The organism is Streptomyces sp. NPDC002176 (genome assembly GCF_044903645.1).
Taxonomy (GTDB): Bacteria; Actinomycetota; Actinomycetes; order Streptomycetales; family Streptomycetaceae; genus Streptomyces.
In genome coordinates this window covers 578,047-598,421 of sequence record NZ_JBJDQW010000004.1, presented here as the reverse complement: position 1 = coordinate 598,421, position 20,375 = coordinate 578,047, and the positions used below count along the sequence as shown (strand labels likewise).

21 protein-coding genes are annotated in these 20,375 nt (G+C 72.4%); 10 read left to right on the top strand and 11 right to left on the bottom strand.

Annotation, left to right across the window (positions count from 1 at the left end; genetic code table 11):
* Positions 1 to 37 precede the first annotated feature (37 nt).
* Positions 38 to 589 carry a type 1 glutamine amidotransferase domain-containing protein gene (locus ACI2LY_RS21870; RefSeq protein WP_404708614.1) on the top strand — a complete coding sequence of 184 codons (552 nt, stop codon included), beginning with the start codon at positions 38 to 40 and terminating at the stop codon, positions 587 to 589.
* 21 nt (positions 590 to 610) lie between these two features.
* Here the strand turns inward: ACI2LY_RS21870 and ACI2LY_RS21865 are convergent, their stop codons facing one another.
* Positions 611 to 2,242: a phytoene desaturase family protein gene (locus ACI2LY_RS21865; RefSeq protein ID WP_404708613.1), complete on the bottom strand. Its 1,632-nt coding sequence runs from the start codon at positions 2,240 to 2,242 to the stop codon at positions 611 to 613.
* A complete protein-coding gene (locus ACI2LY_RS21860) occupies positions 2,235 to 2,738 on the bottom strand; it encodes an SRPBCC family protein (RefSeq protein ID WP_404708612.1) in 504 nt (167 codons plus the stop codon). The genes ACI2LY_RS21865 and ACI2LY_RS21860 overlap by 8 nt, the downstream gene beginning before the upstream one ends.
* A gap of 262 nt (positions 2,739 to 3,000) precedes the next feature.
* Between ACI2LY_RS21860 and ACI2LY_RS21855 the strand changes: the two genes are divergently transcribed.
* Positions 3,001 to 3,498, top strand: coding sequence for an NfeD family protein (locus ACI2LY_RS21855; RefSeq protein WP_404708611.1), 498 nt, complete (start codon positions 3,001 to 3,003; stop codon positions 3,496 to 3,498).
* 89 nt (positions 3,499 to 3,587) lie between these two features.
* Positions 3,588 to 5,111, top strand: a complete 1,524-nt coding sequence (locus tag ACI2LY_RS21850; RefSeq protein ID WP_393915678.1) for an SPFH domain-containing protein — start codon at positions 3,588 to 3,590, stop codon at positions 5,109 to 5,111.
* Positions 5,112 to 5,154: 43 nt separating this feature from the next.
* Here ACI2LY_RS21850 and ACI2LY_RS21845 read toward each other — a convergent pair whose 3' ends face one another.
* Together ACI2LY_RS21845 and ACI2LY_RS21840 are read right to left on the bottom strand one after the other, a co-directional pair.
* On the bottom strand, positions 5,155 to 6,201 hold the full coding sequence (locus ACI2LY_RS21845; protein WP_404708779.1) for a PucR family transcriptional regulator: 1,047 nt from the start codon (positions 6,199 to 6,201) through the stop codon (positions 5,155 to 5,157).
* 114 nt (positions 6,202 to 6,315) lie between these two features.
* The gene (locus ACI2LY_RS21840) at positions 6,316 to 6,519 is read right to left on the bottom strand and encodes a hypothetical protein (RefSeq protein ID WP_404708610.1); all 204 of its coding nucleotides are present in this window, start codon (positions 6,517 to 6,519) and stop codon (positions 6,316 to 6,318) included.
* 297 nt (positions 6,520 to 6,816) lie between these two features.
* Here ACI2LY_RS21840 and ACI2LY_RS21835 point away from each other — a divergent pair, with 297 nt between their 5' ends.
* Entirely contained in the window at positions 6,817 to 7,059 is a 243-nt protein-coding gene (locus ACI2LY_RS21835; protein ID WP_404708609.1) for a hypothetical protein, read from the top strand.
* Positions 7,060 to 7,148: 89 nt separating this feature from the next.
* The gene (locus ACI2LY_RS21830) at positions 7,149 to 8,336 is read left to right on the top strand and encodes a zinc-dependent alcohol dehydrogenase (RefSeq protein WP_404708608.1); all 1,188 of its coding nucleotides are present in this window, start codon (positions 7,149 to 7,151) and stop codon (positions 8,334 to 8,336) included.
* 94 nt (positions 8,337 to 8,430) lie between these two features.
* Here ACI2LY_RS21830 and ACI2LY_RS21825 read toward each other — a convergent pair whose 3' ends face one another.
* The gene (locus tag ACI2LY_RS21825) at positions 8,431 to 8,757 is read right to left on the bottom strand and encodes a DUF6343 family protein (protein ID WP_404708607.1); all 327 of its coding nucleotides are present in this window, start codon (positions 8,755 to 8,757) and stop codon (positions 8,431 to 8,433) included.
* Positions 8,758 to 8,999: 242 nt separating this feature from the next.
* On the opposite strand from ACI2LY_RS21825, the gene ACI2LY_RS21820 reads away from it, so the two are divergent.
* Positions 9,000 to 9,578 carry a hypothetical protein gene (locus ACI2LY_RS21820; RefSeq protein WP_404708606.1) on the top strand — a complete coding sequence of 193 codons (579 nt, stop codon included), beginning with the start codon at positions 9,000 to 9,002 and terminating at the stop codon, positions 9,576 to 9,578.
* Positions 9,579 to 9,622: 44 nt separating this feature from the next.
* Positions 9,623 to 10,342, top strand: coding sequence for a hypothetical protein (locus ACI2LY_RS21815; protein WP_404708605.1), 720 nt, complete (start codon positions 9,623 to 9,625; stop codon positions 10,340 to 10,342).
* A 61-nt stretch (positions 10,343 to 10,403) separates the two neighbouring features.
* On the opposite strand, the gene ACI2LY_RS21810 is transcribed toward ACI2LY_RS21815, so the two are convergent.
* The 5 genes from ACI2LY_RS21810 to asnB all read right to left on the bottom strand — a co-directional run bounded on the left by ACI2LY_RS21810 (position 10,404) and on the right by asnB (position 15,542).
* Positions 10,404 to 11,381 carry an iron-containing redox enzyme family protein gene (locus ACI2LY_RS21810; protein ID WP_404708604.1) on the bottom strand — a complete coding sequence of 326 codons (978 nt, stop codon included), beginning with the start codon at positions 11,379 to 11,381 and terminating at the stop codon, positions 10,404 to 10,406.
* On the bottom strand, positions 11,378 to 11,605 hold the full coding sequence (locus ACI2LY_RS21805; protein ID WP_404708603.1) for a CDGSH iron-sulfur domain-containing protein: 228 nt from the start codon (positions 11,603 to 11,605) through the stop codon (positions 11,378 to 11,380). The genes ACI2LY_RS21810 and ACI2LY_RS21805 overlap by 4 nt, the downstream gene beginning before the upstream one ends.
* 81 nt (positions 11,606 to 11,686) lie before the next feature.
* The gene (locus tag ACI2LY_RS21800) at positions 11,687 to 12,352 is read right to left on the bottom strand and encodes a HemK2/MTQ2 family protein methyltransferase (RefSeq protein WP_404708602.1); all 666 of its coding nucleotides are present in this window, start codon (positions 12,350 to 12,352) and stop codon (positions 11,687 to 11,689) included.
* Between the two features lie 161 nt (positions 12,353 to 12,513).
* On the bottom strand, positions 12,514 to 13,413 hold the full coding sequence (locus ACI2LY_RS21795; protein WP_401448907.1) for a glycoside hydrolase family 19 protein: 900 nt from the start codon (positions 13,411 to 13,413) through the stop codon (positions 12,514 to 12,516).
* A gap of 287 nt (positions 13,414 to 13,700) precedes the next feature.
* Positions 13,701 to 15,542: an asparagine synthase (glutamine-hydrolyzing) gene (asnB, locus tag ACI2LY_RS21790; protein WP_404708601.1), complete on the bottom strand. Its 1,842-nt coding sequence runs from the start codon at positions 15,540 to 15,542 to the stop codon at positions 13,701 to 13,703.
* A 413-nt stretch (positions 15,543 to 15,955) separates the two neighbouring features.
* Here asnB and ACI2LY_RS21785 point away from each other — a divergent pair, with 413 nt between their 5' ends.
* Positions 15,956 to 17,110: a glutathione-independent formaldehyde dehydrogenase gene (locus tag ACI2LY_RS21785; protein ID WP_404708600.1), complete on the top strand. Its 1,155-nt coding sequence runs from the start codon at positions 15,956 to 15,958 to the stop codon at positions 17,108 to 17,110.
* Positions 17,111 to 17,132: 22 nt separating this feature from the next.
* Here ACI2LY_RS21785 and ACI2LY_RS21780 read toward each other — a convergent pair whose 3' ends face one another.
* Positions 17,133 to 17,420, bottom strand: coding sequence for a hypothetical protein (locus ACI2LY_RS21780; RefSeq protein WP_404708599.1), 288 nt, complete (start codon positions 17,418 to 17,420; stop codon positions 17,133 to 17,135).
* Between the two features lie 160 nt (positions 17,421 to 17,580).
* On the opposite strand from ACI2LY_RS21780, the gene ACI2LY_RS21775 reads away from it, so the two are divergent.
* Together ACI2LY_RS21775 and ACI2LY_RS21770 are read left to right on the top strand one after the other, a co-directional pair.
* Positions 17,581 to 18,954, top strand: a complete 1,374-nt coding sequence (locus ACI2LY_RS21775) for an NAD-dependent succinate-semialdehyde dehydrogenase (RefSeq protein WP_404708598.1) — start codon at positions 17,581 to 17,583, stop codon at positions 18,952 to 18,954.
* A gap of 45 nt (positions 18,955 to 18,999) precedes the next feature.
* The gene (locus ACI2LY_RS21770; RefSeq protein WP_404708597.1) at positions 19,000 to 20,373 is read left to right on the top strand and encodes a mycothione reductase; all 1,374 of its coding nucleotides are present in this window, start codon (positions 19,000 to 19,002) and stop codon (positions 20,371 to 20,373) included.
* Positions 20,374 to 20,375: the final 2 nt, after the last annotated feature.

Genomic DNA, 20,375 nt, shown 5'->3' with positions numbered 1-20,375 from the left:
ACCGGGAACCAGGGGGAGACGGGAGGAGTACCAACCCATGGCTCTCGACGGCAAGAGCGTCCTCGTCCTCACGACGAACTACGGGACGGAACAAGACGAACTGCAGAAGCCGGTGGCGGCGCTGCGCGAGGCGGGCGCCCGCGTCGTGGTCGCGGCACAGAAGCCGGAGGTCATCGCCACCCTCGTCACCGACAAGGACCCCGGCGACAAGGTCGAGCCGGACACCACGCTCGCCGAGGCGACCTCCGACGGCTACGACGCGGTGATCATCCCAGGCGGCACCCTCAACGCCGACCAGCTCCGCACCGACCAGGACGCGCAGCGCCTGGTGACCGCGTTCGCGCGGGAGGGCAAGCCGGTGGCGGCGATCTGCCACGGCCCCTGGCTGCTGGTGAACAGCGAACTCACCGAGGGCCGCGACATGACCTCCTACCCGTCGCTGCTGGACGACCTGGTGAACGCGGGCGCCACCTGGACGGACCAGGAGGTCGTGGTCGACACCGAGGGCGGCCACCCGCTGATCACCTCGCGCAACCCCGGTGATCTCGACGCCTTCTCGTCCGCGATCATCCGCAGCCTGGAGGGCTGACACCGTCCGGAAGCGGGGCGGTCAGCGGTTTCCCACCGCGGCCGCCCCGCTTCCGCCGGTCAGGGTGCGCTGCACCAGGGCCATCGCGTCCGCGAAGGGGCGGCGGAAGCCCAGCGCGGCCCGCGCCGCGTTGGCGCCGGGGGCGCCGTGCACCCCGCCACCGGGGTGTGCGGAGGCGGAGGCGAGATACAGCCCGCGTACCGGGGTCTCGGGGCGGCCCGTGCCGGGGATCGGCCGGAACACCGCCTGCTGGTGCAGGGCGGTGGTGCCGCCGTTGAGGGCGCCCTCGCTGAGATTGGAGTCCTCGGACTGGAGCGTGGGCGGCGACAGCACGCGCCTGCTCAGAATCCGGGCGCGGAAGCCGGGCGCGAACTGCTCGACCCGCTGCTCCATCCGGTCCGCCATGATCTCGCGCTGGGCGGCGTCCCAGGAGCCGTCGAGCCCGGCGTCCCCGGCGTCGCCGCGCACCACACGCGGCAGATGGGTGTAGGCCCAGGCGGACTCGGTGCCCGCGGGCGACCGGGTCGGGTCGGCGGTGGTCATCTGCCCCACCAGCAGGAACGGGTTGTCGGGGATCTGCCCCATGGCGATCTGTGCGGCGAACCGGGTCAGGTCGTCCACGCTGTCCGCCAGATGCACGGTGCCCGCGCCGCTCGCCGCCCCGGCCTTCCACGGGATGGTGGAGTCCAGCGCCCAGTCGACCTTGAAGGTGGCGAAGTCCCACTGGAAGCGCCGCATGTCGTCGAGCACCTGCGAGGGCAGATGCTCGGGGGCGACCAGGTGGCCGTAGAGGGCGGGCGCGGACACGTCCGCGAGGACGGCGCGCCGGGCCGGGACCGTGTCGCCGCCCGCCGTGCGGACCGCGACGGCCCTGCCCCGCTCCACCACGATCTCCGTCACCGACTCCCCGCAGCGGATCACCCCGCCCCGGCGCCGCAGGCGGCTGACCAGGGCGTCCGTGAGGGAGACCGCGCCGCCGACCGGCACCGGGAAGCCGAACTGCTGGCCGAGCATCGACATCAGCCAGCCGAAGCCGCCGCCGATCGCCGACTCCGGGCCCAGGTCCGCGTGCAGGGCGTTGCCCGCGAGCAGCAGCCTGGCGCCCTCACCGTCGAACTCCTCCTCGCCGAGGCGGCGGACCGGCAGCAGCATGGCGCGGGCGAGCCGCAGAGCGCCGCCGCCGCGCAGCTTCATCCCGAGCCCGGCGAGCGCCCGGATGGGCGGCATCGTGGTGAACAGCGCCTGGAGGAGGTCGTGCCCGGCCCGGTCCCAGGTCGCGCACTGGGCGCGCCAGGAGCGGCCGTCCCCGGCGCACAGCTCGTCCAGGCCCTCCGCGGTGACGTCCAGGTCGCGGTCGATCAACGCGCAGCGGCCGTCGGCCAGCGGGTGGGCCAGCACCTGCGGGGCGTGCGACCAGCGCAGTCCCTCCTCCTCCAGCCGGAGCCCGGCGATGATCGGGGAGGCGGCGGCCAGGGGGTAGAAGGAGCTGAAGAGGTCGTTGACGAAGTCGGGGTGGACCGCGCGGTCGCTGAACACGGCGCCGCCGGGCCGCTCCTGGGCCTCCAGCACCTCCACGCTCCAGCCCTGGTCGGCGAGGAGGTTGGCGGCGACCAGCCCGTTCGGCCCGGCCCCGATGACCACCGCGTCACTCATGGCCCGCCTCCTCCGCCCTGGACGGCATCGAAGCGGGCCCCGGCCGGACCCCGCCGGTGCCCTGCGGGGTCTCCCGCTCGACCAGCCGGGCCAGTCGGCTCAGCATGCCCCGGTGCCGGAGCTGAATCACGGTGTCCAGCGCGACGTTGTGCAGCTTGTCGCCCAGTCCGCGCAGCGGGTGCTCGTCCACGACGACGAGGCTCTCGCCGCCCCAGTCGCGTACGTCGATGGCGATGCGCGCGTTGCCGAAGGGGGACTTGGCCTCCAGTTCCAGGCGCCGCGGCGGCTCGTGGCGGCGGACCACGGTGTAGCCCTCGACCCGGCGTGGGCCGATCTTCAGGGTGTAGACGAGCGACGACCCCTGCTCGGGCCAGCGGCCCTCGCGGGGAGCGGTCTCGTGCGTTCCCACGACCCAGTCCGCGTAATAGGAAGGCTCCTCGAGAACCTTCCACACGGCGGACGGTGGACGCCGGATGAGCTGGTACCGGATGGCCACGATTTCCTCCTTCGCGCAAACACCCGCCGCGGACCGGGGGCGCCCGCGCACTGCCGCACGAGTAACCCGGTGACCACGGATCACGCGTCGGTGCGCCGAACGGATGACGAGGGCGGCCGTCCGGCTCCGGGTCCGCTCGACGCAAAGACGGCATAAAAAAAGCGTAAAGATTGCCGGATTCAGGCAATGAAAAGGGGTGAGAGCCTGTGTGAACATTCCGTCGAGCCGGAGATCAGCGGCGGACGGGAGGGGGACGGCGCGGATGGCCTGGTTTCTTGGAATCGGCATCACGGGGGTCGTGCTGCTCGTCCTGTCGCTGGTCTTCGACGGGCTGCTGGACGGCCTGTTCGACGGCGCGCTGGACGGCTGGCTGTCGTTGCCGGTCATCGCCGGGTTCCTGTCGATGACCGGCTTCGGCGCGGTCATCGCCCACGAGGGGCTGGGCCTCGCACCGGCCGCGGCCACCGCGATCGGCGCGGCGGCGGGCGTGGGCACCGCCTGGCTGACCTACCGCCTCAGCCGGATGCTGCTGCGCGACCAGACGGACGCCACCCCGACCGGGGACGACCTGATCGGCACCTCGGCCAACGTGGTCACGGCCATCCCGGCCGCAGGCTACGGCGAGGTCCTCGTCCGGCTGGGCGGCCAGACCGTCAAGTTCGCCGCGCGCAGCGCCGTGCCGGTGGCGCGCGGAACCGAGGTGTGGGTGGAAGCGGTGCCGTCGCCGACCTCCGTCGTGGTGCGCCCGGTGGAGCGCTGAACCCTGCTCACCGCCCCGTCGGCGGGCGGTTGTTCTCCCACCCCTGACGGGGTGCCATGTGTCTGTGTCTCATGTATGGGGGCCTTGATATGAGTCCTGTCGTCATCGCCGTGGCCGGAGTCGTCGTACTCCTCGTGCTGCTGGCGCTCACCGTGGTCAGCCGATACAAGGTGGCCGGACCGAGCCAGGCGTTCATCGTCACCGGCCGCCGGGGCAAGAAGTCCACCGACCCGGAGACCGGCCGCGTCTTCACCGACAACAGCGGCCAGAAGGTCGTCGTCGGCGGCGGCGTGTTCGTCGTGCCGTTCGTGCAGCAGCGGTTCACCCTCGACCTGTCCTCGCGGCACATCCCGGTCGCGGTGCGCGGGGCCGTCACGCTGCGCGGGGTGAAGGCCAACCTGGACGGCGTCGCCATCGTCAAGGTCGGCGGCACCGAGGACTCCATCCGCGCCGCCGCCCAGCGGTTCCTGATGCAGCAGGACGGCATCGTCGGCTTCACCCAGGAAGTGCTGTCCGGCGCGCTGCGCGCCATCGTCGGCCGGATGTCCGTGGAGGACGTCATCCGCGACCGCGCCGCCTTCGCCGGGCAGGTCGCCGAGGAGGCCGAGTCCAGCCTGTCCGGGCAGGGCCTGGTGCTGGACGCCTTCCAGATCCAGGACATCACCACCGAGGGCTCCTACCTGGAGGACCTCGGCCGTCCCGAGGCCGCCCGTGCCCGGCAGGAGGCCGACATCGCCGAGGCGGTGGCCCAGCGGGCCGCCGAGCAGGCCCGGCTCAAGGCCGCGGAGGAGATCGCCGTCGCGCAGCGGACGTTCGCGCTGAAGCAGGCGGAGATCAAGGCGGAGACCGACGAGGCCGCCGCCCGCGCGGCCGCCGCGGGCCCGCTCGCCGAGGCCGCGCGCCAGCAGGAGATCCTCGTCGAGCAGGAGCGGGTCGCCGAGCGCCAGGCCGCCCTGACGGACCGTCAGCTCGACACCCAGGTCCGCAAGCCCGCCGACGCCAAGCGCTACGCCGCCGAGCAGGAGGCGGAGGCCCGCCGGGTCGCCCGCGTCAAGCAGGCCGAGGCGGAGCGGCTGGCGGCCATCGCGGCGGCCGAGGCCGAGGCGGAGCGGGCGCGGCTCACCGGTGAGGGCGAGAAGCAGCGCCGTGGCGCGCTGGCCGAAGCGGACGCCGTCGAGGGTCTCAAGCAGGGCGAGGCCGAGCGGTCCCGCCGTGCGGCGGCCGCCGAGGCGGTCCGGCTGGAGGGTGAGGCGGAGGCCGCGGCGATCACCGCCAAGGGCGCGGCCGAGGCCGAGGCCATGCGCAAGAAGGCGGACGCGTACGAGCAGTACGGTGACGCCGCCGTCCTCCAGATGCTCGTCTCGGTGCTGCCGGAGGTCGTCGCCAAGGCGTCCGAGCCGCTCAGCGCCGTCGAGAAGATGACGGTCATCTCCACCGACGGCGCCGGCCGGATTCCCCGCGCGGTCGCCGACAACGTGGCCCAGGGCCTGGAACTGCTCGGCTCCACCACGGGCGTCGACCTGACCCGGCTCCTCAAGGACGTCACCGGGCGCGCCGCGGCGAGCGTGGAGCGTCCCGCCCAGGACAACGGCAAGGTCGAGATCACGGGCTGAGCCGGGCGAACAGGAGGGGGGCCTGCCCAGGTGGCGGGCCCCCTCACAGCTCCCGCGCGGGCCACCTCAGCAGCCGGGCCCCGATGACGGCGGTCTGCAACGTGTACCGGTGCACCGGGTCGGCCGGGTTGTTCCCGGTCAGCTGGTGGATGCGCTCCAGCCGGTACGTCAGCGCGCGCACGCTCAGCGCCAGCCGCCGCGCCGCCTCGGCCGCCCGGCACCCCGACTCGAAGTACGCCTCCAGCGTCCGCAGCAGCGGCTCCGGGCCCCCGCGCGCGTCTTGCAGCGGCCCCAGCGCGCTGAGCACCAGGTCCGCCATCGCCTGCCGGTCCCGCAGCAGCACCGGGTACACCAGCAGGTCGGCCGCCCGCACCACCGGTTCCGGGAGGTCCAGCCGCTCCGCCAGCTCCAGCGTGCTCAGCGCCTCCTCGTACGACTGCACCACGCCGCCCGGGCCCGGACGGGGGCGGCCGATGGCCACCCGGCCGCAGTCCGGGGTGACCCGCACCTGCTCGGCGAAGCAGGCGAGCACCTCCTCCTGGTCGCCGGGGGCGATGCAGATCAGCTTGCCGTTCTTCGTGGTCAGCAGGATGCGGCGCTCACTGAACCGGGTGAGCAGCGCGGACTCCACCTGCCGGGTCACCGGGGCGGTGTCGACGTACGCCTCCGGACCCTCCGCCACCGCGACCGCGTGCGCGCGGGACAGGACGAGACCGAACCGCTCGGCCCGCTCGGCCAGCCGTCCCAGATCGCTGCGGCCGTACAGCAGGTCGTCGATGAACTCCCGCCGCGCCGCCTCCTCCTGCCGCACCGCGAGCCGCTGTGCCCGCTCGTACCCCTCGGCGAAGGCGTCCACCGCCTGCTCGACGGCGGCCAGCACGCCGCCCACCGACCCTGCCGGGGTGCCGTTCGGCCAGGCCGTCCGGGTGGCCGACAGATACCCGCGCACCAGGGCCCGCAGACTGTGCCCCGCCTCGGCGGCCCGCTCCCCGAGCGCGCGCCGCTCACCCAGTTCCTTACGCGTGGGGCGCCGCCCGGTGTGGGAGACCTCGGCCAGCATCCGCGCGTACCCGCCCAGGTATTCGGCCATCTCCAGCTCCGCCACCGCGCCCCCCGCTCTCCCCGCCACACCCGTTGATGTGCCCCTGACGTGATCCGTCCGGTGGAGCGTATCGGCCGCCACCGACAACGCAGGAGGGACCGCTCAGTGCGCGGCCGCGCCGAACTCGGCGTGCTGGGTGCGCAGCGCGACCGCCGAGTCCTCCTCGGGCGGTCTGCCGAACCGCAGTCGGCGCGCCTCCTGCCGGGCCTCGCGCATCAGCGCACGGAACTCCTCCTCCGTGAGCCGACGCCGGGCGCGCGGCAGGTCCGCCTCCCCGGGGTCCTCGCTGTCCAGGTCGTCCGGCATCTCCCGGTCCCCCCTCACACCTGCGACGGATCGATCGGCCACGGAGATTCGTGCGGGGCAAGGCTCGGTGCGCCCACCGTGAACACTTCCTCTGAGCTGTTGGTACGACTGCGTGCGGGTATCCGTCTGGTTTGCCCTGAAACACGAAACGTTCAATCACTTGGCCCGCTCGGCTTTCGGGCCGCAGCAGCCGCCTCCGGCCGACCCCGCATGTCCGCCGGACTCAGGGGTACCCGCGACGGACCGCTCGCCGCGAGCCGTGCGCGGGCGCTGATCCCGGTCTACGAAGGAGAAGCCATGACGGAGCAGCACCACGACCCGCACACCCGGCGCGTCCCCAGGGACCTGCCCGACCAGCAGGCCGGTCATGGCGACGACCGCTGGGACGCCCGTAAGCGGGACGACGCCCGCGAGGTGCCCGAGACGGACGAGGTGCCCGAGGTGCCCGAGACCGACGAGGCGGGCGCGGGCCCGCGCGGGGCACCGGAGTCCGCCGGGGTACGCCCCGACCAGCCCGTACCCGACGAGCCCTCCGGCTGAGGCGCCCGAACAGACGCGCCGGGTAGGTGCCGGGGCGTCGGGTACCCGGCGGGGTGCGAGCCCGCGTACCCACATCCCTTGGAGGAGACATGCGCGCTCTCACCTGGCAGGGCAGGAGGGACGTCCGGGTCGAGTCCGTCCCCGACCCGCAGCTCCAGGACCCCGATGACGTGATCGTCCGAGTGACGTCGAGCGGCATCTGCGGATCGGACCTGCATCTGTACGAGATCCTCGGCCCGTTCCTCGACGCCGGGGACATCCTCGGCCACGAGCCCATGGGCATCGTGGAGGAGACCGGCCCCGAGGTGACCGCCCTCGCCCCCGGCGACCGTGTGGTGGTGCCCTTCAACGTCTCCTGCGGCGAGTGCCACATGTGCGGTCAGGGCCTGTACTCCCAGTGCGAGACCACCCAGGTGCGCGACCAGGACAAGGGCGCCTCCCTCTTCGGCTACACCAAGCTGTACGGCCAGGTCCCCGGCGGGCAGGCCCAGTTCCTCCGGGTGCCCTTCGGCGACCGGCTCCCCGTGAAGATCCCCGACGGGCCGCCCGACCAGCGCTTCCTGTACCTCTCCGACGTCCTGCCCACCGCCTGGCAGGCCGTCGAGTACGCCGACGTCGCGCCCGGCGACACCCTCGTCGTCCTCGGCCTCGGCCCGATCGGCGAGATGGCCTGCCGCATCGCCCGGCACCGGGGCGTCGAGCACGTCATCGGCGTCGACCTCGTCCCCGAACGCCTCCAGCGCGCCAGGGAACACGGCATCACCGTCTACGACCTCGAGCAGTACGGCGACCGCCTGGCCGACGCGATCCGCGACGCCACCGACGGCCGGGGCGCGGACGCCGTGATCGACGCCGTCGGCATGGAGGCGCATGGCGCACCCGTGACCAGGGCCGCGCAGTGGGCCACCGGACTGCTCCCCGACGCCCTCGCCCAGCGCATCATGGAGAAGGCGGGCGTCGACCGGCTCGGCGCGCTGCACCTGGCCATCGACATCGTCCGCCGGGGCGGCACCATCTCGCTGTCCGGCGTGTACGGCGGCATGGCCGACCCGATGCCGATGCTGACCCTGTTCGACAAGCAGATCCAGCTGCGCATGGGACAGGCCAACGTCCACCGCTGGGTCGACGACATCCTCCCGCTGCTCACCGACGACGATCCGCTGGGCGTGGACACCTTCGCCACCCACATCCTGCCGCTGGAGCAGGGCGCCCAGGCGTACGAGACGTTCCAGGCGAAGAGCGACGGAATGATCAAGGCGGTCCTCGAACCGTGGTGAGCCCCGTCCTGGGGTGAGCCTCGTCTTGGGGGTGAGCCCCGTCCGACAGTGCCTCAACCCGGCCGGATTCCGGCCGGGTTGAGGTGCTTCGCCGTCACCGCTCGCGCACGAGCCGCAGGGCGACGACCACGAAGTCCACGGCCGCGAACAGCGCGAGGATTCCGCAGATGACGGACAGCACCGTGAGCTGGGTGGGGTCCGGTACGTCCCGCTGCGTCACCGTGCCCGCCCACAGGGCGAAGAGCGCCGTACCGAGCAGGAGGACGAGCAGCCCGATCACGCTGAGCACGAGCCGCAGCCTCAGCGCGCTGCGGGCGGTGACCGGTTCGGTCCCGGTGCGCTCCCGGTGGTGGTGGCCGGTCGTCCCCGGACGCGAGCGCGGCGGGTGTGCCGTGTCGTCCTGTGCGTGTCGTCGGCTCATGCCCTCATCCCCGTCCCAAGTCGCACGAAGCGTGTCGCAGGAAGGTGGCGGCCCGCCGCACGACGGACGGCCGGGCTGCCCGGTGCCGCCTCCGCGTACCCGCGCGCACGGCCGGGCAACCACCCCCGCTCGCCTGCCGGGGAGCCGGTGTGCGGGGACTGGGCCGGGGTACTCGGGCGGAGTACCCCGGCGGGCCGTCGACCGGCCCGCCCGTCCACTCAACTCACCCAGCGGGAGAGGCGATGTCCACCGCAACGCTGCTCGCCATTCTGATTCCCATCGTGGTCATCCTGATCCTGATCGCCGCGGGAGTGGCGCTCGTGAGGAGCCGCCGCAGGCGCCGCCTCCAGGAGAAGTTCGGCCCCGAGTACGACCGGGCCGTGCAGTCCGGCGAGAGCAGGCGGGAGGCCGAGCGCGAACTGCAGGCCCGCGAGAAGCGGCACCGCGACCTCGACCTCAAGGAGCTGTCCCCGGAAGAGCGGGACCACTACGCCACCGAGTGGAGCGGCACCCAGGAGCGGTTCGTCGACCACCCGGCGCAGAGCGTCGACGACGCCGACCGCCTGGTCACCCAGCTCATGCGGGACCGCGGCTACCCCACCGAGGGGTTCGAGCAGCAGCTGCGGGACCTGTCCGTCGAGCACGCCCAGACCCTGGAGCACTACCGCGACGCCCACGACGTGAGCCTCCGCAACGAGAACGGCGAGGCGACCACGGAGGAGCTGCGCGGCGCGATGGTGCGTTACCGCACCCTCTTCGACGACCTGCTGGGCGGCGGCCGGCCCCCGCACCACGAGAGCACCGGGCACGACGCGGCCTGACCCGGCGCGCATTCCATCACGGCACGAGCGGAAACGAGGTTGTCATGTCAGATCGGCACACCAACAGCGGCCACGGCGAAGGCGAGTTGAGCACGGAGGACCTGGCCCGCTCCGGCCGGGACAGCCGTCCCGACGCCCGCTCCGGCCCCCTGTCGGAGACGCGTTCCGACGCGCCGTCCGACACCGGCCACGACGCCCCGCCGGACACCCGCTCCGGCCCGCTGTCCGGGGCGCGCCCCGACCGCTCGGCCGACACGCCCCCGCCGTCCTACCCCGGCGAGGCGTCGACGGTCTCCGACCAGGCGCGGGACGTCCCCGGCGAGCGGACCCCCACGGGCGAGCGGGCGGGCGCGCCCGAGCGGACCGCCATGGGCGAGCCGACCGGAGCCCCGGAACGCACCCCCCTGGCCGAACGGGACGACCGCGACCGCGATCAGCGTCCGGGCGGGGAGCAGCGTCAGGGCGGCGGGCAGCCGCGTTCGGTGGACGAGGGTGCCGACCCGCTGATCGCCCACCAGGAGGCGGACACCTACCGCGAGCGCTGGGCGAAGATCCAGGGCACCTTCGTCGACGACCCCAAGGACGCGGTCCGTTCCGCGGACGCGCTGGTCGCCGACGTCATCCAGTCGCTGGCCGCGACCTTCGCCGACCACAAGAAGGAACTCGAGGGCCAGTGGAGCCGCGGCGAACAGGTCGAGACCGAGGGCCTGCGGGTGGCACTCCAGCAGTACCGCACCTTCTTCAACCAGCTCTTGGACGCCTGAGCCCCAGAACGCGGTAGCGGCCCCGGACCAAGAAGGTCCGGGCCGCTGCCGCGTCACACTCTTATGTCCGCAGGGCGCTGTGCTGTTGCCGCCACGCCTTCAGCACATGGGAGCCGAACCGGTCCTCCAACAGACCGGTGGCGTGTACGCCGAAGGCGATGTCGGGGTCGAGGTGCGGCTCGTCGGCCAGGAGGCCGCCGACCACGTCACGGCGGACGATCTGTTCGTGCACGGCGTCCGCCTCCACGTGCTCGTCGTAGAAGCGCTGCGCGGCCGCGCCCGCACCGGTACGGCGCAGGGCCGCGGCCATCCGGCGGGAGCCCGGGGACGAGGTCACCTCGACCGTGGCGAAGTGGCCGACCAGGGCGCCCCGCAGGGCGCGGTGCAGCCCGAACAGGGACATCAGGTTGACGGTGGCCAGGGCGGGGGCGGGAGCTCGGTCGAGATAGTGGCCGTAGGTGGTGTCCAGGCCGAGGTCGGTCATCAGGTCGGCGTAGAGCCGGGCGTGGATCTCGTCCGGGCGTCCCGCGCCGAACTCGTCGAACTCCACGGCCACCATGGCCGCCTTGGCCCGGCCGCGCAGCCTCGGGATGACCCAGGCGTGCGGGTCGGCCTCCTTCAGGTGGTACAGCGAGCGCAGGGCCGCGTACTCCTGAAGCTGCCACAGTTCGCCGTCGCGCTGGAGATGGTGGCTGACGCTGCTGTCGTCGTACCCCACGGGCTCGACCAGCAGCGCGTCCAGCGCCTCCTCGGCACTCCCGCCCGGCGGCACGTCCCGGCGCAGCGCGGCGAGGAACGGCCGCTCCAGCGACCGCCGCAGCGCCAGCAGGCCGGGGTCCCACTCCAACTCCTCGGGCACGCCCTCGAAGCCCCGGTAATGCAGCTCGTAGAGGGTGTACAGGGCCAGCTGGAGGTCTTCGCCGTACGGGTCGACGGTGGCCGGAGGCGTGTCGGTCGGCGCGGTGTCCCTGCCGGTCAGTGTGGAGACGACCGCGGCGGACAGGTCGCCGCGGGGCTGGGGGAGCGGGGGCGCGGTCACCTGGTCTCCCTCGTGTTCTTCGCGCGTCGGCGGTGGCTGGTGTCGCACCACGGGTAGATACGGCTGCGGCGGCAGGTGCAGAGGGCCACCGTGAACCGTCGCGAGGTGACGACCGTGCCGTCGGGGAGGGTCACCTCGACCGGGCCGGGCAGGAGCAGCGGGCCGTCGGGCGTGATCGTCACACCGGTCGCGGCCCCGTTCGCGGGCTCGGCTTCTCGGCGCACGGCTGACCACCGTCCTCTCGGCTCGGGTCCTCACCGTCCCCCACGAGTACCCGCTGTAAGCCGCCGAAACGGGCCGCCCGGTCAGCGGCGGACGGCGCGGACCACCACCAGCTCCTCCTGGTCCTCGTGCCGGTCGCGCAGCATGCCCCGGCTGTGCAGCCAGGACCGGCGCTCGCGCAGTACGGGGCCGAAGGGCACGGTGGCCCGGTCCACCACGGCCGCTTCCAGTCCGGTGGCGGCGAGCCGGTCCAGGGTCGGGGCGGTGCCGCACAGGGCGGAGTGCACGAGCAGGAGGACCCCGCCGCTGTGCAGCACGCCCGAGGTGCTGTCGCAGATCCGGTCCACGAACACCCGCCCGTCCGGCCCGGCGTCCCAGGCGCGGGCCGAACCCCGGCTCGGCGGGCGCAGGGCGGGCGCGGGGACGTAGGGCGGGTTGCTCACCACCAGGTCGTACCGGCGGCCCGGCACGGCCGCGACCAGGTCGCCGTGGCGGACGGTGATGCACTGCCCGGCGAGCAGCGCGTTGCACCACGCGGTGGCCAGGGCCCGCCAGGAGATGTCGACCGCGGTGACCCGCGCCCCGCGCAGCGCGGCCCGTACCGCCAGCGCGCCGCTGCCGGTGCACAGGTCGAGGACGGCGGAACCGGCGTCCAGGCGTTCGTGCTCCAGGGCGCGGGCGATGAGGCCGGTGTCGTGCTGCGGGGTGTACACGCCGGGCGGTGTCGGCAGTGCGACCGGTGTTCCCATGTCCGCCTCCTGGACGCCGGGCGTTCTCGTGCCGGTGTCTGAGTGCCCTTCGTCGCGCGGGCCACACGTCGGGGGAGGCGCGTCACCGCGTGGAGGCGGCCGGTGACGCACGAGCGCGCCACGGCCGGGGTGGCCGTGGCGCGCCGGGAGCGGGGCTCTCGTCAGCAGTAGAGGTTGCCGCCGGGGGAGACGCCGAGGATCTGCGAGAAGCGCTGGTAGGCGTCGACGCGGCTCTGCACCTGCGCCGGGTTGCGGCCGTCGCACTCCAGGGAGCCGTTGATGCTGCGGATCGTCTGCCCGAAGCCCGCCTGGTTCACCATGGCGTTGTGCGGCGTCATGGAGCCCGGTCCGGACTGGGTGTTCCAGTACCAGAGGCCGGTCTTCCAGGCGACGGCGCTGTCGTTCTGCACCAGGTTCGGGTTGTGCAGCAGGTCGATGCCGAGCGCGTCACCGGCCGCCTTGTAGTTGAAGTTCCAGCTGAGCTGGATCGGGCCGCGCCCGTAGTACGCCGCCTGACCGGCCGGGCAGCCGTACGGCTGGCTCCAGTCGCAGTACGTCGGGTAGTTCGCGGTGTTCTGCTCGACCACGTAGACCAGACCGCCGGTCTCGTGGTTCACGTTGGCGAGGAAGGCCGCGGCCTCCTGCTTCTTCACCGAGTCGCTGCCGGTGTTGGCGAAGCCGGGGTACGCGCCGAGCGCGTTCACCAGCCCGCTGTAGGAGTAGAACGAGTTCCGGTTCGGGAACATCTGGTTGAACTGGGCCTCGGTGACCACGAAGTTGCCGACGGGCGTGTTCCCGCCACCGCCGTCGCAGTTGTACGGGTCCCAGTACCAGGTGCTGATGATCGGGTCGTAACCCGGGTTGTCGTGCTCGGCGATGTACGCCTTGCCGTCCGTGTAGCGGACGACGTCACCGGCCCGGTACGACTTGCCGGCCACCCAGTTCGGGTAGCTCGAACAGGAGGCCGCCGGAGCGGCCGACGCGGCCGGGGCCGGGAGCAGGGCGGGGGCCACGGCGAGGGCGAGTGCGGCCAGCGCGGCGGAGATGTGCCGTCTCGACACTGAATCAACTCCTAGGAATGCCACGGCCGTTCCAGCGCGAGGCGGAACGCGGGCGCGCTCACTGCGTGCATGCCGGAGACACCGGCGAAGGCGTGGGGGGCGGCCGTGATGGGGGGTGTGAGGCCACACTCAAACGCATTGGTCTGTACCAGTCAAGAGGCTGCGCGTGGAAGGGGCGAACTTCGGTCAACTTGCCTGTGTGGAAAGGGAGTCGGGCGATCGGACGGCGGCAGACAAAAGGGTGCGGAGGGCATTCCCGATGCCCTCCGCACCCTTTTCGGGTCGTCTCAGCCGATGCTCACCTCGGGCGAGTAGAGGTCCAGCCACACCGCGAGATCGAGCGTCCGCTCCAGGCCGCGCCGGGCCGCCTGCGTACCGGCCAGGGAGTCGTGTTCCGCGATCCTGCGGACGTTCTCCCGGTCGAGGAGGTCGAAGACGCGGTGGGACGGCTGGGACAGGAGGTCCTTCACCTGGGTCTGGAGGGCGCGGCCGTAGCCGGGGTCCTGGGTGGAGGGGTACGGGCTCTTGACGCGGTCGTACACCGAGCGGGGCAGGACGTCCGCCGTGGCCTCCCGGAGGAGGCTCTTCTCGCGGCCGTCGAACGACTTCAGCGCCCAGGGCGTGTTGTAGACGTACTCCACGAGCCGGTGATCGCAGAACGGCACCCGCACCTCCAGCCCGACCGCCATGCTCATCCGGTCCTTCCGGTCGAGCAGGATGCGCACGAACCGGGTGAGGTGGAGGTGGGACATCCGCCGCATGCGGAACTCGAAGTCGCTCTCGCCGTCGAGCCGTTCGACCCCGGCGGCCGCCGTACGGAAGCCGTCCGCGACGTACCCCGGCAGGTCCAGCGCGTCGACCAGTTCGGGCCGCAGCACGCCCGTGTCGTCGCCGAAGTGGCGGCCGAAGCTCACCAGCCAGGGGAACGTGTCCGCGGTGCGGGCCTCCTCGTCGAAGAACTGGAGATAGCCGCCGAACACCTCGTCCGCCGACTCGCCCGACAGCGCCACCGTGGACTGGTCCCGGATGGCGCGGAAGAGCAGCAGGAGGGAGGCGTCCATGTCGCCGAATCCGGCGGGCAGGTCACGGGCGCGGATCACCTTCTCGCGGGCGGCGGGATCGGCCAGGGATCGCACGTCGAGGACGATGTCCTGGTGGTCCGTCCCGGCGGCCCGGGCCACGTCGTGGACGAAGGGGGTGTCCGGCGTCCCGCGCAGCTCGTCCGCGACGAAGTGGTCGGCCTGCCCGGCGAAGTCCACCGCGAAGCTGCGCACCTTCTCACCCCGCTCCGCGAGCTGCTCGGCGGCCAGCGCGGTCATGGCGGAGGAGTCCAGGCCCCCGGAGAGCAGGGTGCAGCGCGGCACGTCGGCGACGAGCTGGCGGCGCACGATGTCGTCGAGCAGCGTGCGGACGGTGGCGATCGTCGTGTCCCGGTCGTCGGGGTGCGGACGGGTCTCCAGCCGCCAGTACACGCGGGTGCGCGGGCCGGAGCGGTCGACGGTGACGACGGTGCCCGGCTCGACCTCGCGCATGCCGTCCCACACCGCGTGGCCCGGCGTCTTGACCATGGTGAACAGCTCGCGCAGCCCGTCCAGCGTGACCCGGGGGCGGACCAGCGGATGGGCGAGGATCGCCTTCGGCTCGGAGCCGAACAGGACGCCGTCGGCGGTGGGGTGGTAGTAGAACGGCTTGATGCCCATGCGGTCGCGGATCATCACCAGCTTGTCGTGGCGGCCGTCCCAGACGGCGAACGCGTACATGCCGTTCAGCCGCTCGGCCACCGTGTCGCCCCACTCCAGATAGCCGCGCAGCACGACCTCGGTGTCGGAGTCGGTGGTGAACCGGTGCCCCCGGTCGGTGAGTTCGCGGCGCAGCTCGGTGAAGTTGTACGCCTCGCCCGAGTAGACGAGGGCGATGTTCCCCCGGGGGGTGCGGACGGACATCGGCTGCCGTCCGCCGGGCAGGTCGATGATGGCGAGCCTGCGGTGCCCCAGCGCGGCGGGCCCCTCCGCCCAGGTGCCCCGGTCGTCCGGACCCCGGCAGGCCATCGTCTCGGTCATCGCATCCAATACGGCGTCCTCGGCGCCGAGATCACGGTCGAAGGACACCCAGCCGGTGATGCCGCACATGCGCTGCCTCCTGCCTACGGCGCGCCGCTGACCTGCGATTTCCCGCCAGCGCAGAACCCGGCCGCCGAACCAGTTGTATCGAGCACCTATATGACGAGCCTCCGCCCGGCACGCGCGCCGGTCAACGCCCCCGTAACCTCCGCGACACCGTCCGCCGACGGTTTCGGCCGCACTTTGCCGAAGCGAAAACCGGCGCATGCCGGGTGAGCGGCGCCGGGGCATCGCGAACCGGCCACAGGCAAAAACTTCGCCAATCCACGGGTGGGTTGCAGCGCCCGCCGCGGGGGCGTTACCTGGAAGCAACGGCGGTGGAGCGAGGGCAGCGGGCCCCGGCACGGCCACGCCTTCTCGTGCGTTCCGGCAGCGGCCCGCCCCATCACCGTCATCCAGCACGAGACGCGGAGGTGACCGAGGTGAAAGCCGTTGTCTACGAAAGGCCCTTCAGCGTCACGGTGGAGGAAGTCGACGATCCGCGGATCCAGCACCCCAACGACGTGATCGTCCGGGTCACCTCGTCCGCGATCTGCGGCTCCGACCTGCACATGTACGAGGGGCGCACGGCGGCCGAGCCGGGCATCGTGTTCGGCCACGAGAACCTCGGCGTGATCGAGGAGGTCGGCGACGGCGTGACCTCGCTGTCCGTGGGCGACCGCGTCGTGATGCCGTTCAACGTGGCCTGCGGGTTCTGCAAGAACTGCCTCGCCGGGGAGACCGGGTTCTGCCTGACCGTGAACCCCGGCTTCGCGGGCGGCGCGTACGGCTATGTGGCCATGGGCCCGTACACGGGCGGCCAGGCGGAGCGGCTGCGGGTGCCCTTCGCCGACTTCAACTGCCTGAAGCTGCCCGAGGGCGACGAGAACGAGACCGACTACATCCTGCTGGCCGACATCTTCCCCACCGGCTACCACGGCTGCGAACTCGCCCAGGTCTCACCCGGCGAGACGGTCGCGGTGTACGGGGCCGGACCGGTGGGCCTGATGGCCGCCTACTCGGCACTGCTGCGCGGCGCGTCCAAGGTGTTCGTGGTCGACCGGGTGCCCGAGCGGCTCGCCAAGGCCGAGGAGATCGGGGCCATCCCGATCGACTTCACCCAGGGCGACCCCGCCGAGCAGATCAAGGCGCAGACGAACGGCGAGGGCACCGACAAGGGCATCGACGCCGTCGGCTACCAGGCCCAGACCGGGGACGACAGCGGTCACGAGGAACCCGCGATCGTCCTCAACCAGCTGGTCGAGACGGTCCGGCCGACCGGCAGGCTCGGCATACCCGGCCTGTACGTGCCCTCCGACCCCGGCGGCCCCGACGAGAACGCCAAGCACGGCCAACTCCTGGTCTCGATCGGCAAGATGTTCGAGAAGGGCCAGAAGATGGGCACCGGCCAGTGCAACGTCAAGAAGTACAACCGCCAGTTGCGCGACCTGATCGCCTCCGGCCGCGCCCGGCCCAGCTTCGTGGTCTCCCACGAACTGCCGCTGGAGGACGCGCCGCAGGCGTACGAGAAGTTCGACAAGCGGATCGAGGGCTACACCAAGGTGGTACTGCACCCCGGCCACGACCTCGCGGCGTGAACCGGGGCTCCGGCCCGCCGGATCAGGCGTGCCGGGCGGCGATCTTCCGTCCCGGCGCGGCATGGTGGGCCGGAGCGTCCGTGCTCCTGGCGCGCAGCCGCTGGAGCCACAGCGTCGCCGTGGCCAGCAGCCCGGCGAAGAGCGTGAGGAGGAGGACGGAGACCCACATCTGGCGACTGCCGGGACTCATCCATCCCGTCCAGATCGCGGCGGTCAGCCACAGAGCCACACCGGTCGCGTAGAAGGCACGCGTCCGGCGCAACTGCCGTACGGCTCGCATGATTCGGGAGTGATCGGTCTTCGCTGCCATGCGGCCCCCTTACCCCCGATCCCGCTCCGCACGACCCCGTGATCGCAGACTCTTGCCGTCCGACAACTCCGGAGGTGCGGTCAGCGGCGCGTATTCGGGTAACGCGTGTCCTGGGTGTGCCGACGGGTAGCCGGTAGGACCGGAGTAACGAGAGGACGTCATGGAGCACTACCGAATCGTCAACCCCGCCACCGGCGAGACCGAGCGGGAGTACCCGACCGCGACCGACGCCGAACTGCGCGAGGCGCTCGAGCTGGCCGACACCGCGCAGCACGAGTGGGCCGCCCGGCCGCCCGAGGAGCGCGCGGCCGTACTGCACCGGGTGGCCGACCTGTACGAGGAGCGCCGGGACCAGCTCGCCGGGATCATCACCCGCGAGATGGGCAAGCCGGTCAAGCAGGCCCTCGGCGAGATCGACATCGTCGTCTCAATCTACCGGTACTACGCCGACCACGGCGAGGAGTTCATGAAGGAGGAGGAACTCGACGTGGCCTCCGGCGGCCGTGCCGTCATCCGCAAGGAGGCCGTCGGCACCCTGCTCGGGATCATGCCGTGGAACTTCCCGTACTACCAGGTCGCCCGCTTCGCCGCGCCCAACCTGATGCTGGGCAACGCGATCCTGCTCAAGCACGCCCCGCAGTGTCCGGAGTCCGCGCTGGAGATGGAGCGGATCTTCCAGGACGCCGGGCTGCCGAAGGGCGCGTACGTCAACATCTTCGCCAGCAACGCGCAGATCGAGGACGTGATCGCCGACGACCGTATCCAGGGCGTCTCGCTGACCGGCTCCGAGCGGGCGGGCGCGGCCGTCGCCGAGATCGCGGGCCGGAACCTGAAGAAGGTCGTGCTGGAGCTGGGCGGCTCCGACCCGTATCTGATCCTCGGCGTCTCGGACATGTCCCGCGTCGTGAAGAACACCCTCCAGGGCCGCATGTTCAACGCGGGCCAGGCGTGCAACTCCGCCAAGCGGATCATCGCACTGGACGAGCACTACGACGACTTCGCCGAGCAGTACACCGAGGCGGTCCGCCGTATCGTCCCCGGCGACCCCACCGACCCCGGCACCTTCATGGGCCCGCTCTCCTCCGAGAAAGCCGTCGAGACGCTGGACGAGCAGGTCCAGGACGCCATCTCCAAGGGCGCGACCGTCCTGGCGGGCGGCCGCCGCGTGGACCGGCCGGGCTCCTGGTACGAGCCGACGGTGCTCGCGGGCATCACGCCCGAGATGCGGGCCTACAAGGAGGAGCTGTTCGGCCCGGTCGCGCTGCTCTTCAAGGTCGGCTCCGAGGACGAGGCGGTCGAGTTCGCCAACAACTCGCCGTACGGGCTGAGCGCCTCGGTGCAGACCGACGACGACGAGCAGGCCGACCGGGTGGCCCAGCGCCTCGCCACCGGCATGGTGTTCCTCGGCGGTCCGGCGGGCACCGCCGCCGAGCTGCCCTTCGGCGGGGTCAAGCGGTCCGGCTTCGGCCGCGAACTGGGCCGCTACGGCATGGAGGAGTTCGCCAACCACAAGCTGGTCCGCGTCACCCGCTGAGGGGCGAAGGGGCATGAATGCCGACCGAAGGGACACGTTCCCGGCATGCGCACTCATGACCTGATCGTCATCGGAGCAGGCACGGGCAACGCCCTCGTCGACGACCGCTTCGCCCACCTGGACATCGCGATCGTCTCCGAGGGCCCCTTCGGCGGCACCTGCCTCAACGCGGGCTGCATCCCCAGCAAGATGCTCGCCGCCACCGCCGACGTGGCCGACACCGTCCGCGACGCACACCGCCACGACGTCGACGCCGAGCTGCGCCGGGTGCGCTGGGCCGACGCCCGCGAGCGGGTGTTCGGCCGCCTCGACGCCGCCGCCAAGGAGGGCGAGGAGGGACGCCGGGCCTCGGACCACATCACCGTCTACCGGGGCCGCGCCCGCTTCACCGGCGAGCGCCGCCTGAGCGTGGAGACGGAGGGTGGCCCGGTGGAGCTGCGCGCCGAGCGGATCGTGGTCGCGGTCGGCGGGCGGCCCGTCGTCCCCCCGGTGGTCGCCGACTCCGGGCTGCCCTACGAGACCTCCGACACCGTGATGCGGCTGGACAGCCCGCCGGAGCGCCTCGTCGTGCTCGGCGGCGGGTACATCGCCGCCGAACTCGCGCACGTCTTCCACTCGGCGGGCAGCCACGTCACCGTGGTCGAGCAGCAGGACCGACTGCTGGCCCAGCAGGACGAGGCGGTCTCCGAGGCGTTCACCGACATCGTGCGCGACCGGTGGGACCTGCGCCTGGGCCGGGAGCTGACCGAGGTCTCGGGGGAGCCGGGCGATCTGCGGCTCACCCTGGACGACGGCACCGAGCTGCGCGCCGACACCCTGCTGGTGGCCGTCGGCCGCCGACCCAATGGCGACCGGCTCGACCTGGACGCGGCCGGGATCGACGCCGAGGACGGCCGGATCACCGTGGACGAGCAGCTGCGCACCAGCGCCGAGGGCGTGTGGGCGCTCGGGGACGTGTCCACGCCCGTACCGCTCAAGCACGTCGCCAACCGCGAGGCCGAGGTGGTCGCGCACAACCTCATCCACCCCGGCGACCCGCGCACCATGAGCTACGACGCGGTGCCCGCCGCCGTGTTCACCCGCCCGCAGATCGCCCAGGTCGGCCGCACCGAGCAGGAGGCCCGCGAGCAGGGCCTCGACTACGTGACCGCCACGCACCGGTACGAGGACGTGGCCTACGGCTGGGCCCTGGAGGAGACCCAGGGCTTCTGCAAGGTGCTCGTCGACCGGCGCACCGGCCGCCTGCTCGGCGCCCACCTGCTCGGCCCGCAGGCGGCCACCCTCATCCAGCCGCTGGTGGTGGCCCAGACCTTCGGCATCACCGCGCGCGACCTCGCGGAGAAGCCGCTGTGGATTCACCCGGCCCTGACGGAGGTCGTGGAGAACGCCCTGCGCGAGCTGGACTCCCCAACGCCCTGAAC

Excerpts from the sequence above, each read along its gene's own strand:
- ACI2LY_RS21870 (WP_404708614.1), top strand. The coding sequence starts at position 38 with ATGGCTCTCGACGGCAAGAGCGTCCTCGTCCTCACGACGAACTACGGG.
- ACI2LY_RS21865 (WP_404708613.1), bottom strand. The coding sequence starts at position 2,242 with ATGAGTGACGCGGTGGTCATCGGGGCCGGGCCGAACGGGCTGGTCGCC.
- ACI2LY_RS21855 (WP_404708611.1), top strand. The coding sequence starts at position 3,001 with ATGGCCTGGTTTCTTGGAATCGGCATCACGGGGGTCGTGCTGCTCGTC.
- ACI2LY_RS21850 (WP_393915678.1), top strand. The coding sequence starts at position 3,588 with ATGAGTCCTGTCGTCATCGCCGTGGCCGGAGTCGTCGTACTCCTCGTG.
- ACI2LY_RS21845 (WP_404708779.1), bottom strand. The coding sequence starts at position 6,201 with ATGGCCGAATACCTGGGCGGGTACGCGCGGATGCTGGCCGAGGTCTCC.
- ACI2LY_RS21840 (WP_404708610.1), bottom strand. The coding sequence starts at position 6,519 with ATGCCGGACGACCTGGACAGCGAGGACCCCGGGGAGGCGGACCTGCCG.
- ACI2LY_RS21835 (WP_404708609.1), top strand. The coding sequence starts at position 6,817 with ATGACGGAGCAGCACCACGACCCGCACACCCGGCGCGTCCCCAGGGAC.
- ACI2LY_RS21830 (WP_404708608.1), top strand. The coding sequence starts at position 7,149 with ATGCGCGCTCTCACCTGGCAGGGCAGGAGGGACGTCCGGGTCGAGTCC.
- ACI2LY_RS21825 (WP_404708607.1), bottom strand. The coding sequence starts at position 8,757 with ATGAGCCGACGACACGCACAGGACGACACGGCACACCCGCCGCGCTCG.
- ACI2LY_RS21820 (WP_404708606.1), top strand. The coding sequence starts at position 9,000 with ATGTCCACCGCAACGCTGCTCGCCATTCTGATTCCCATCGTGGTCATC.
- ACI2LY_RS21815 (WP_404708605.1), top strand. The coding sequence starts at position 9,623 with ATGTCAGATCGGCACACCAACAGCGGCCACGGCGAAGGCGAGTTGAGC.
- ACI2LY_RS21800 (WP_404708602.1), bottom strand. The coding sequence starts at position 12,352 with ATGGGAACACCGGTCGCACTGCCGACACCGCCCGGCGTGTACACCCCG.
- asnB (WP_404708601.1), bottom strand. The coding sequence starts at position 15,542 with ATGTGCGGCATCACCGGCTGGGTGTCCTTCGACCGTGATCTCGGCGCC.
- ACI2LY_RS21780 (WP_404708599.1), bottom strand. The coding sequence starts at position 17,420 with ATGGCAGCGAAGACCGATCACTCCCGAATCATGCGAGCCGTACGGCAG.
- ACI2LY_RS21775 (WP_404708598.1), top strand. The coding sequence starts at position 17,581 with ATGGAGCACTACCGAATCGTCAACCCCGCCACCGGCGAGACCGAGCGG.
- ACI2LY_RS21770 (WP_404708597.1), top strand. The coding sequence starts at position 19,000 with ATGCGCACTCATGACCTGATCGTCATCGGAGCAGGCACGGGCAACGCC.